Source organism: Bradyrhizobium pachyrhizi (assembly GCF_001189245.1).
GTDB classification, from domain to species: domain Bacteria; phylum Pseudomonadota; class Alphaproteobacteria; order Rhizobiales; family Xanthobacteraceae; genus Bradyrhizobium; species Bradyrhizobium pachyrhizi.
The window spans coordinates 108,674-119,489 of the sequence record NZ_LFIQ01000059.1; the positions used below are offsets into that span (position 1 = coordinate 108,674).

At 58.3% G+C, this 10,816-nt stretch carries 9 protein-coding genes and 3 pseudogenes; 1 reads left to right on the forward strand and 11 read right to left on the reverse strand.

Going from position 1 to position 10,816, the window contains the following annotated elements; all coding sequences use genetic code 11:
• Positions 1-2: 2 nt before the first annotated feature.
• The gene (locus AKL29_RS13080) at positions 3-383 is read left to right on the forward strand and encodes a Zn-ribbon domain-containing OB-fold protein (protein WP_050384465.1); all 381 of its coding nucleotides are present in this window, start codon (positions 3-5) and stop codon (positions 381-383) included.
• 387 nt (positions 384-770) lie between these two features.
• Here AKL29_RS13080 and AKL29_RS13085 read toward each other — a convergent pair whose 3' ends face one another.
• From AKL29_RS13085 to AKL29_RS13140, 11 genes and pseudogenes are all read right to left on the reverse strand, one after another.
• Complete coding sequence (locus AKL29_RS13085; RefSeq protein ID WP_050384466.1) at positions 771-1,622, reverse strand: SDR family oxidoreductase; 852 nt, start codon at positions 1,620-1,622, stop codon at positions 771-773.
• Between the two features lie 131 nt (positions 1,623-1,753).
• A complete protein-coding gene (locus AKL29_RS13090; RefSeq protein ID WP_050384467.1) occupies positions 1,754-2,623 on the reverse strand; it encodes a MaoC/PaaZ C-terminal domain-containing protein in 870 nt (289 codons plus the stop codon).
• Between the two features lie 1,041 nt (positions 2,624-3,664).
• Positions 3,665-3,958, reverse strand: coding sequence for a hypothetical protein (locus AKL29_RS13105; protein WP_050384470.1), 294 nt, complete (start codon positions 3,956-3,958; stop codon positions 3,665-3,667).
• A pseudogene (tnpC, locus tag AKL29_RS40670) lies at positions 3,958-4,887 on the reverse strand (IS66 family transposase); the annotation flags it as partial. The pseudogene tnpC and the gene AKL29_RS13105, both read right to left, overlap by 1 nt.
• 13 nt (positions 4,888-4,900) lie before the next feature.
• Positions 4,901-6,153: pseudogene (gene ltrA, locus AKL29_RS13120) on the reverse strand (group II intron reverse transcriptase/maturase).
• Between the two features lie 282 nt (positions 6,154-6,435).
• Positions 6,436-7,077: pseudogene (locus tag AKL29_RS13125) on the reverse strand (transposase domain-containing protein); the annotation flags it as partial.
• 68 nt (positions 7,078-7,145) lie between these two features.
• The gene (gene tnpB, locus AKL29_RS43865; RefSeq protein WP_347336980.1) at positions 7,146-7,385 is read right to left on the reverse strand and encodes an IS66 family insertion sequence element accessory protein TnpB; all 240 of its coding nucleotides are present in this window, start codon (positions 7,383-7,385) and stop codon (positions 7,146-7,148) included.
• Complete coding sequence (gene tnpB, locus AKL29_RS43870) at positions 7,315-7,494, reverse strand: IS66 family insertion sequence element accessory protein TnpB (protein WP_202814545.1); 180 nt, start codon at positions 7,492-7,494, stop codon at positions 7,315-7,317. Before tnpB (AKL29_RS43870) ends, tnpB (AKL29_RS43865) begins: the two co-directional genes overlap by 71 nt.
• Positions 7,491-7,916: an IS66-like element accessory protein TnpA gene (gene tnpA, locus AKL29_RS40675; protein ID WP_082190585.1), complete on the reverse strand. Its 426-nt coding sequence runs from the start codon at positions 7,914-7,916 to the stop codon at positions 7,491-7,493. Before tnpA ends, tnpB (AKL29_RS43870) begins: the two co-directional genes overlap by 4 nt.
• 583 nt (positions 7,917-8,499) lie before the next feature.
• Positions 8,500-9,879, reverse strand: coding sequence for an LLM class flavin-dependent oxidoreductase (locus AKL29_RS13135; RefSeq protein WP_050384473.1), 1,380 nt, complete (start codon positions 9,877-9,879; stop codon positions 8,500-8,502).
• A gap of 112 nt (positions 9,880-9,991) precedes the next feature.
• Complete coding sequence (locus tag AKL29_RS13140; protein WP_050384474.1) at positions 9,992-10,705, reverse strand: hypothetical protein; 714 nt, start codon at positions 10,703-10,705, stop codon at positions 9,992-9,994.
• Positions 10,706-10,816 lie beyond the last annotated feature (111 nt).

The following is a 10,816-nucleotide window of genomic DNA, read 5'->3' on the forward strand; positions in this document are numbered from 1 at the left end:
CGATGGCTGGCACAGAGTTTATTGAGAACAGTCCAGAGACCAAGCCGTTTTGGGATGCGACCGCTGCAGGTCTCTTCGTGCTACCGTGGTGCCGCCAATGTCAAAGAACCCACTGGTATCCGCGAGGTGTTTGCCCGTATTGCCTGTCGACCGCTCTCGACTGGCGGGAGTCGCCCGGCGAGGGCGAGATCCACTCTTTTTCTGTGAACAGGATGCGGAAGGAGCCGTACGTACTCGCTTATGTGGCGCTGAGCGAGGGGCCGATCATGCTGGGCAATGTGGTCGATGGTGATCCTGCCACGCTGTCGATTGGCCGAAAGGTCAAGGTTGTCTTTAAGCCCACCAGTGGGGGACCACCTATTCCGTTCTTTGCCGTGCGTTAGGCTAGCACCGGAAGCAGTTGCGCGTGGCTGCTCTCGATGGCATTGGGCGTGTAGATCATATGGCAGATGGTCGGCGGGAAGGCGAAGAACGGGATCATCTGGCTACATGCTCTGGCGTTAAGCTGCCGGCACCGTTGGAATTTCTGACACCACACTCCCTTCTCGAAGGCGCACAGTTCAACCTAGCCAACCTCGGCGCTGCCAGCGCCTTGCAGCTGGCGAAGCCGGGAACACGGCCGCTAGCGCATCGTCATGAATCGACGTCCGCCCGATCGCAAAGATGCCTCCGCCGTTGGTGAGCTTTGTCGAATGGATGTGCAATCTGAACCGTCATTCGGCGCACGCGAAGCGTGAAATCGAAACGACGGCCCATCACACCCTCGACGTCTACTCGATGTTCTCCTCCGGGAAAAAGATCTCCCGCGCGTGCTCCAGGAAATCGTGCGCCTTCAGGCCGGTATGGGGCGGCTTCCAGCCTTTCATTCCCATCATGCGCATCTCGCGCACGCCATCCCAACGGGACAAGTGGAGCACCCTGCCCGTTTGGCCGTCGGACAGATCGCTGACCATGTACAGCACGGCCTGCGCAGTCTCGTCAGGAGACAAAAGGTCGGATGCAAACTCAGGATGTCCTGCAGTCATTCTGGTCAGAGCGGATGGGGCGAACGTCCAGACGCGAATGTTGTACTTGCGCCCCTCGATCGCGAGCACGTTAGACAAACCCCAGATGCCAGCCTTGGCAGCGCCGTAATTAGATTGGCCGAAATTGCCCCTGAGGCCCGAGCCCGACGAGGTATTGACAATAACACCGCCGCCATTGTCGCGCATCCAGCGGAACACGGGGAGCGTGGCGCAGAAGGTACCCTTGAGATGTACTTTGATGACCTTGTCCCAATCCGCTTCATTGGATTTGGCGAAGCTCTGGTCACGCAGGATGCCGGCATTGTTGACTAGGATATCGGCGCGGCCGAAATGCTTGATCGCATCCTCAAACAGCGATCGTCCGCCGTCCGTGGTGGAGATATCGGCGCCATTGGCGAGCGCCCGGCCACCTTCGGCCTTGATCTCTGCGACCACCCTCTCCGCCATCGTTTTGTCGGCGCCGGACCCGTCGCGCGGCCCACCGAGATCATTGACCGCGACCGCGGCTCCCTCGCGCGCGAACAATTTTGCGTAGGCCTCGCCTAGGCCGCCGCCCGCGCCGGTGATCAGCGCCACCTTGCCGTCAAGTAGTCCCATACTATCCTCCGATTACGAGTTACCTATTCCACCATCACGTCTAGGCCTGTCCCGCCATCCATGTCGTCTCCTCGCGGAAAGCAAGTCTTGGATGCACGTGGACTAGGCCCGAGCAGGACGACACCCGAGGATCACCCGAGCACCGTCATGCCGTTCTTGATCACTGTGACGCCGCGTGCCTTCACTTTGGCTTCGAATGAGATCACACGGCCATCCTTCCACATCTCCAGCGTCACGGTTTCACCAGGATAGACCGCCGAGGAAAACCGCGCCGCATGCCGCTTGAAAGCACTCGGATCGTAATCAGCATAGGTTTGCAAAACGCCGCGGCAGGTTATTCCGTAGGTGCATAGCCCGTGTAGGATCGGCCTGCGAAATCCGGCACGCCTGGCGTATTCCGGATCGGAATGCAGAGGGTTGCGGTCACCGCAGAGCCGGTAGACCAACCCCTGGTCGGGGCGCGTGGAAATGTCAACTACTCTGTCGGGCGCGCGGCTCGGCACCTGATGTGCCGCGGGCTGACCATCGGACGGTCCGCCAAAGCCGCCATCGCCGCGAGCAAACCACGATGCCATTACTGTCGCTAGTTGTTCGCCGTCTCTGCTCTTCACTACGGTCTGAAGGTGGATGACTGCACCTTTGTCCTTGCCCTTGTCGTAAACGGCAAGCACGGAGGAGTCCGCCGTGATATGCGCGGCGGTCGGGAGCGGCTTGTGAAAGGTGATATCGCGCTCGCCGTCCAGCACCATGGCGCGGGTGAGATTCATCTCGCCCACGTCACCCGGCTCAGCGCCCCAGGCGGCAACAGAAGCAAAGGTCGGCACCACCTTTAAAGGCCGTGGGGTCGCCGCAGCCTCATTGACGAACGCAAGCTCTTCCTCGTCAATGGGATCGGCGCCCATGCCGATGCCATAGGCGTAGAGCATCACCTCGCGATCGTCGTAGCTGAACTTCTGGCCAAGACTCTTCATGACCATCAGTTGTTCGTAATTGATTGCCATGTGCGATCTGTTTCCCCAACGCTTGAGCGGAGCTGGTTAGTGCACGACCCTATAGGCACATCAGTCAATATCACCCGGTCACGAAGACCGTGCGGATGGATAGATGCTCCCTGAGGACGATAACGTCGCTGCCCTGACGCTTAAACGATGCTTAAATCTGCCGCCTCATAATTCCTAAGATGAACGATCGAGCGAATATGTAAAGCGATCTTGCGGTTCACTCCAGAAATGGTAGGGGGACTCCCAGCCTCAAGGAAGCTGATCGATGATGGTCTCGCCGTTCCCAGAAAGCCGCATCGCGTGCACGATCAGGACGCTCGTGCTGTACAGGAATACTGTAAATCTCGTGAACGGCGCCGCGACACTCGAGTCACCAGCCTCAATCAAACCGCTGACATTGAACTGCAGGCTGACACCTTTGAAATAGGTACGATACGGATTTGAAAGGCGCCGACTCAGGCGCATACCCTTCCAAGGTCTATGGAAAGATTTATAATTATGGAGCTTGCTAACACTCTTTTGTTCAAAATCCTACAACGTGGATCGTTTCTTTTGGCAATAATCGGCGTGACAACCAGATACGCACCAGTCGAGGATGGCCATCATCTAGAAGCAATCGTCAAGGTGCCGAGTAACTCGAGCTCGATATTTCCGCCAATCCGCAGATCGCCGGCACGAGGCAAGTGGCGGCCTGATGCGTTGGCGCAATTCAGAGCGCGAGCAGATGAGCTTTGCTGCGCGTCCAGGGGCTGAGCAGATCGTCAAGGTTATGATTTCGCTCGCGCGACCATCCAGCTTGGATGTGTGATTATCACCCGCAGCGAGGACATGGACGTCGATCTCAACATCCAGCATCTGATATTCGTTGACCGGCTAGTCCGCGGGGATTCACCCTCGAACAAAATGCCGGAAGGAGTTCTGAATACTTTTTTCGAGGCCGTTCGATGGGCTCCGCGGGTTTTCCAATTTCCCCGCGATAGTCCTTTCTATAGGTAACCATGCGCTGTAGGCCGCAGGCGCGCTGATCTGTCCGGTTAGCGGTTAGATCTCGTCGGACTCCTCGGTCTTCGGCTTCATCATCGCAGCGAGCGCTTGGCGTCGTTTTTCGATGATGCTGGGGGTGTCCTTGTGGATTGCGATCAGCTCTTTGAGGTTCTCGATCCCGTCATTGGTGAACGCCATCACGCCGTCTTCACCGACGCCGACGACCCATAGCTGGCCATCCTCGGTGTCCATTTCTTCGGCGACCTCGAACAGCCATTCCTCGTCTTCACCGAGCATCTCAGCGACATGGCTGAGAGTGAACACGTGGCTGACTTTGTTGACGTGCCCCATCAAGCCGCCTGCGCCGCAAGGCCTTGCTGTTGCGCAGTCTTCCAGTTCCAGGGCAGCAGCTCATCAAGCCTGTGGGCGGGGTGGGTGGCGATGCGAGCGAGTACATCGGCGAGCCAGGCCAGAGGGTCAACGTCGTTCATCTTGGCAGAGACGATGAGGCTATACATGGCCGCGGCTCGGCGACCTCCACGGTCGGACCCACAGAACAACCACGACTTTCTGCCCAATGCGATGCCGCGCAGCGCTCTTTCGGCGGTATTGTTCGAGAGGCAGACGCGGCCATCGTCGAGGAAGCGTGTGAACGAGGCCCAGCGCTTGAACATGTAGTTCATGGCCTTGGCCAGATCGTGACCGCGGGAGAGCTTGGCGCACTGCTCGCGCATATAGGCTTCCAGATCGGCGACGAGCGACGCGCTCTGCGCCTGGCGAACGACCTTTCATTGGTCGGCGTTTTGGCCATTGATAGAGCGCTCGATCTCGAACAGAGCGTCGATTCGGCGCACGATCTCCATGGCGACGGGCGAGATGACGACCTCCTTCTTTCCAGCCGCTTTGCGCCGCGCGTTCTCCTCAAGATCCGCCATGGCGAAGAACGGGCGCCGGGCATGGACCCAACAGGCCGCCTCCCTGATAAGCCCAGGACTTCGCGCGGGCTCGTAGAGCTTGATGTATCCGCCGAAGGCGTCGGCCTGGAGGATCCCGGTGTAGTTGGCCAGATGCGCCTGCGGATGCTCACCACCTCGATCGCGCGAGTAATAAAACATCGCCGCCGGCGGATCTGAGCCGCCGAAGGGGCGGTCGTCCTTCACATAGACCCAGCATCGAGCGACATCGCACTTGCCCAAGGCCAGCACAGGCACGGTGGGGTGAGTAGGCCGGAGGGATTTCACCTCCAGCCTCTCGCAGAACCGGGCGTGAGACTCTCGCCTCACCCGGCTCCCATCAGGCAAGCTTGCCGCCATCGCCGAGTTGCCAATGCACAAAGAGCCTGCGGTTCTCACGCGCGATCTTCTCTAGGAAGAGACGCGCGCGTCCTAAACGGTGATGGAGCGCTTGTACTTTCGCTTCAACCAAATAGCTAACGTCTGGTTGATGTAGCGCGCCAGCGGATAAAGCGCTGAGCGGGCGTATTGCCCATAATAAGCGATCCACCCCCTAACCATCGGGTTTAGCTCGCGAGCAATATCGTCCAGCGTCACCTCGGTTCGCCTGCGAAGTTTCAAGCCTCGGATCGTCGCCCGCATTGCGTTCAGCGCTGGTTTGCTGACCGCTGGGGTGAACCCACAGAACATCTTCTGCGAATGCGGCCCCAGGACCGATCGTGGCCGGAAGCAATAACCGAGAAAGTCAAACATGACCGTCTCGCTCTTACCTCGGCGCCGATCATCCTTGCAATAGACGATCCTCGTCTTCGTATTATGCAATTCCAGGCGGCACTCCGCCAGGCGAGCCTGGAGCGCTTCGCGAACGCTTTGCGCCTCCATCTCATTCCGACAGTGTACCAACCCGTCATCCGCATACCGACACCACCTCAGGGCGGGGAACGTCCGCGCCATCCAGAGGTCAGATGCGTAGTGCATGAAGAGGTTGGCGAGGATCGGGCTCACAACGCCCCCTTGTGGGGTTGCGCGGCTTCGCTCGATCACTGTTCCATCCTCTTGCACCATCGGCGCTGTCAGCCATCGTTCGATGTAGAGCAACGCCCATGCGCACGTCACATGTTTCCGGACAACCCGCAGCAGAAGCTCGTGGTCGATATTGTCGAACAGTCCCTTGATGTCGAACTCCAGAACCCAATCGTACTTCCAGCACCGCTGTCGCGTCACGCCTACGGCATCGAGAGCCGATTTACCGGGTCGGTAGCCGTAAGAATCCATCAGAAAGATTGCGTCGAGAGCCGGCTCAATCAGTTGTTTGACAACCGTCTGTGCCACGCGGTCTGCCACAGTGGGTACCCCGAGGATCCTTTGGCCTCCACTCTTCTTCGGAATGGACACGGCGCGAACAGGCGGCGGGAAGTAAGCGCCTGAGCTCATTCGATTCCAAACCTTGTAGAGATTGCTCTTCAAGTCGGACTCGAACTGCTCAATCGTCACTCCGTCAACGCCGGCTGCGCCACCATTGGACCGCACCTGCAGATATGCTTCGTACACCTTTCTCTTGTCGATGTTGAACGGTTTGCTCGGCTGGTTCACCGTCGTCCTTCTGTTGTCAGTTGCGACGATGGCCAGCCCACCTGATCCGATCCCTTCGCTCGGGCCCCATTACGAGCCTTCGTTGCTAATACGGATCGGTCCGTCCCAGTGCTCCGCGTCGGTAATCTCGCCTCGCGGTCTTCTCCGCTTGTGCTTCTCCCTTTCCATCGGAGCGACTGGTTCCTGCAGTTCCGCGACAGCGCCTGCATCCGCTTCACGCCCCCTCAACGCCGGTCGCCGCCCGCCCGGTCATCAGGCTTCCGGCGGGCTCATCCCAGAGGGACGGTTCAACGGCTGATGCTGGCCGAACTTCTCGTACAGAATCATCGCGAGCAAGCTCGGTCCCGCCCGCCCCCGCGCAATCACATGGAACGGCGCCGGCGCTTGGCTGATTTTCTCGCAATCCCGGCAGGTGAACTTTTCGCGCACCGTTTCGACCACCTTCCATTGGCGCGGGATCGCCTCCAGGGTCCGGGTCACGTCTTCGCCCAGCTTGCGCAGCCGCGCGCCGCCACAGCAGCCACAAACCGTCGGCGGATCGATCACCACCCGCTCGCGTGGGAGACGCTCGGGGAACGTCTGGCGCTCGGCGCGCTTGCGTATAAATCCGCGTACCGTCGTCGTCCTCGCGACAGCTCGTTCCGCCGCCAGCTCGTTCTCTGTGGCATCAGCTTCCAGCTCTTCGAATGTCAGCGCCAATTGGTCGATCAGTCGCGATGACCGCTCTGACCGTTGTCCGTAGATCTGACGCTCAAGCTTGGCAATCCGCAGCTTCTGCTGGGCGATCAGCGCGCCGTCTTCCGAGGCCTTCGCGCGGGCGACCGCGAGCTCCGCTACAACCTCTGGCGCCCTCGCGCGCTCGACCGCCAACGCCTCTTTCAGAGCCGCAATGTCATCCGGAACAGCGTCACGATCAGCATCCATGCAACGCAGTGAATCACATATCGAGCGCGTTGTGACTCCCCAAAATGCCAGCAACCGCAGATTTCTTTTCAACCTGCGCTCTGCGGCCTCCAGCTTAGTTGTGGATTCCTCCAGTCAATTCCTTCCAGCATATAGGCCATCTGCGCCGCCGAGATTGACACCGCACCAGCGGATGCTGAGGGCCAGATGAACTTGCCGCGGTCCAGGCGTTTGGCATAGAGCGACATGCCTAACCCGTCATGCCATAAAAATCTCGACCAGATCGCCGCGGCGCCCCCGGAAGATATAGAGGTCGCCGGCATGAGCATCGCGCTTCAAGCTCTCCTGAACCGTCAGGGCCAGACTTTGCATCCCGCGGCGCATGTCGGTGTGGCCGGTGGCGATCCAGACCCTGATGCCGCTCGGGATCGGGATCATTGCCGCCTCAGAAGCTCAAGCACCCGCTGCAGTGCCGCGGCGTCAACATTGCGGTCAACGCGAACGCGACAGCCGCCGCTAAGCTCAATCTCAATTATTCCAACTGTTGCGCGCTGCGCAGGAGGCGACGACGGCGGCTGCGGTGTGCGCGTCGAGGCCGGAGCCGGCGTAAAGGCGATCTCCACAGGAATAAGCGCCGGCGCGGCATCCCCGCTCAGCCGATCCTCGCGCGCCAACCGGCGCCACGTGAACAATTGGCTCGCAGACAATCCGTTGCGCCGAGCCGTCACTGACACCAATCGTGGCCCGCCATAGCTCTCGGCAACGATCCGCTGCTTTTCTTCCAATGTCCAACGGCGTCGAGCGCCCGTCGAGACAACTTCCAGCCGGGAGACCTTCGAATTAGGCGTATGGTCAGTCATACGCCTATGTCTTCACCCTCCATCGCACCGCGCAAGGCGGCCCTCGCCGGAGCGATACTTCTATAGCGAGTCAGAAGTCGATCCTTTTACCCCTTGGTCAACCGGGATTGGGCGATGCGCGCAACACTGATCTGTCTCGTGTTAAAGAAGGATACTTCTCCCACGCAAGACACGCACCACGCGTCATTCGCGCGACGCATTCATTCACGGCTGCGCTGCCTTGCCGCCCGTGCCAACCAGGCAACGGCCGCAGAGAGTAAGCGCAGCAGAAGCGGCTTGTTTCACCGGGTCGGTTTCTGAGTAAGCGACGCGCGCGAACGCGAGCACATCCTCCAAGCCCAAAATGTCGGGCAATCGGCCACAATATCGGCTACAAGATATGATCGTTCCGTCGGCGGGACCAGCTGCTGACCGTAATGCCGTCGATTAGGAGTCGGCAGAGAGCGCTCACTTGGCCATCGGAAGAGTTCCTGTCTATCGGTTGAGACTCCTCTCAGACAGGAGGCGGCCGCTGCCTTCTCTCCTCAAATGCAGCGCCAATGGCATGGTCCGAGCTTTCGACCTCTTCAGAGCCCAATCCCGCTCAACGGCTCGAGCACTTGCTCACGGAGGAACGCTCACCGCTTAACTGCGTGAACCGATTCAGCGGCCGCTTGAGGCCGAGGTTCTCTCTCAATGTTTGTCCAGAGTATCTCAATCTGAATTTGCCTCGTCGACGCAATTCGGGTACGACGAGTTCAATAAAATCCTTGAGTTCGCCGGGAAAGCTCACCGGCAATACGTTGAATCCGTCAGCCGCGCGTTGATCAAATCTATCCACCATGACATCGGCAATTTCGTCCGGTGTTCCAACAACCATTAGATGACCGCGGCTGTCTGATACCGAGCGGATCAGCTGTTTCCAGGTGAACCTCTGGCGCGCGGCTAGGTCAAGTAGCACTTTTTGACGACTCTGCATGAAATTCGTCTGCGGTAACGTCTCAGGAACTAATGAGTCGAGATCCATTGAACGCAAGTCGGTGACAAACCCCAGCGCAAGATCGGCCAATCCAAGTTGCACGTCCATGTGGGTATACGATTGTAGTCTTTGAAGCTTCTCAGACGCTTCTTGCTTGGTCCTCCCTACGATCGGGATAATGCCCGGCATGACTAGCACCTGATCATCCTCCCGCCCAAGTGCGCGCGCTTTCTCTTTGAGAATTGCGTAATGTCGTTTAGCGTGCTCCAAAAAAGGAGCGGCGCTGAACACGACCTCGGCGAGTTCTGCGGCGAACTGTATTCCGGCATCGGATGCGCCAGCCTGGACCAATACGGGATAGCCCTGCCGCGGTCTTGCAATGTTCAGTGGACCTCTGACGGAGAAGTAGGCTCCTCGGTGGTTAAGCAAATGCATCTTCGTGGTGTCAGCGAAAATTCCACTTTGCTTGTCGCGAATGAAAGCGTCGTCTTCCCACGAATCCCAAAGACCCTTGATAACTTCTACGAATTCTCTCGCACGAACATAGCGCGCGTCATGATCTGGAAGTTCCTCTTCGTCAAAATTTTGTGCTTCGAACTTAGATATCGATGTGACAATGTTCCAGGCCGCACGTCCCCGCGACAGATGATCAAGCGATGCAAGCATGCGTGCAAGATGATAAGGCTGGTGGTACGTCGTCGTCGCTGTCGCGACAAGGCCAATTTGTCCTGTTCTCGATGAAAGCGCCGATAACAGGGTGATCGGCTCGAATGCATCGTTTCGGCTTACACGAGCCATGTGTGCGTGGTCCCGTTCCGTTACGCTGAGGTTATCGGCGAGAAATACGAAGTGAAATGCCGCACCTTCAGCAAGTTCTGCCAGATGAGCATAATAGTCGATATCAACTCCGCCATTCGCTGGCACGCTGGGATCGAGCCATGCACCTTCGTGATGTCCCGCCTGACGGAGGAACAGTCCGAGCTTCATTTCATCACCGCGCCGCATGCTGTATCTCCGTTTGAATGGGACTATCCTCGCACGCCGCGTTCAGCTTGTGCGTCGCGCCGATGGTTTCTATGTATCTGAAGCAAACCATAAGAGTTAACTGCTTCAGCCTCTATTTGATACTAGTCGCAGGAATCATCGATTGATGCGATGCTAAGTGTGACTTCCGCCGCGTAGATCGTTTCAGTGAGAGCCACAGGATATCTAACGCTGAGCCAATTTCCTCAAAAAGCCGACTAAGGGTGCCAGCATAAAGCTTGCTCGGCCATAGCGGGCCGACGGGCTCCCCAACCGACCGGTTGAATTGCTCGTTATGGACGCTTGCTGATGCCGGCAGCCGGGCATTAACGCCATAAACCTTTAAATCCATTGATGTCCGAAGCTGCGTCGGGACCAATCGCCCATCTTTTCCGGAGTTCGAGACGCGCCAACTGGGGGCAACGCCGAACCCTACCCAATATCGCGAATGATGGAGTTTGCGCACGAGTAGCTGCACCTTCTCGAAATTCCCGACACCACTATTGCCATCGACGAGCACGGGTATTTCAATCCGGTCTACTATGCGCTCGACAAGGTCGACGAGTTGGTGGGCCAGAGAGCAGGCAGTTGACAGGTTCGATGCCCAGAGCGCCTTAAAACCAGCGCGCTTCTCCCTGGCGCGCCCTTCATGAGCTTCCATGAGAAACGAGAGATCGGGGTTGGAGCAGATCTGAACGCGCAGCATTTCCGCACTCTGCGAGCCAGCGCATCGAGCCAGGCCTTCGGCGACAACAGACTGCAGTTGATGCTGCATACCAAGCTCCTTTAGACGTTTGAGCCGGTTCATAGGTGACACGCTTCTGATAGCTAACTCAATTACTAGCGCTGGTAGTTGATCGCGTCGTAAATTCTTTGGATCAGATTAGAACAGATCGGATATTTCGGGCACCGGCACCAT

Coding starts and splice junctions, on each gene's coding strand:
- AKL29_RS13080 (WP_050384465.1), top strand. CDS start 3: ATGGCTGGCACAGAGTTTATTGAGAACAGTCCAGAGACCAAGCCGTTT.
- AKL29_RS13085 (WP_050384466.1), bottom strand. CDS start 1,622: ATGGGACTACTTGACGGCAAGGTGGCGCTGATCACCGGCGCGGGCGGC.
- AKL29_RS13090 (WP_050384467.1), bottom strand. CDS start 2,623: ATGGCAATCAATTACGAACAACTGATGGTCATGAAGAGTCTTGGCCAG.
- AKL29_RS13105 (WP_050384470.1), bottom strand. CDS start 3,958: ATGGGGCACGTCAACAAAGTCAGCCACGTGTTCACTCTCAGCCATGTC.
- tnpB (WP_347336980.1), bottom strand. CDS start 7,385: ATGCTCATGCCGGCGACCTCTATATCTTCCGGGGGCGCCGCGGCGATC.
- tnpB (WP_202814545.1), bottom strand. CDS start 7,494: ATGATCCCGATCCCGAGCGGCATCAGGGTCTGGATCGCCACCGGCCAC.
- tnpA (WP_082190585.1), bottom strand. CDS start 7,916: ATGACTGACCATACGCCTAATTCGAAGGTCTCCCGGCTGGAAGTTGTC.
- AKL29_RS13135 (WP_050384473.1), bottom strand. CDS start 9,879: ATGCGGCGCGGTGATGAAATGAAGCTCGGACTGTTCCTCCGTCAGGCG.
- AKL29_RS13140 (WP_050384474.1), bottom strand. CDS start 10,705: ATGAACCGGCTCAAACGTCTAAAGGAGCTTGGTATGCAGCATCAACTG.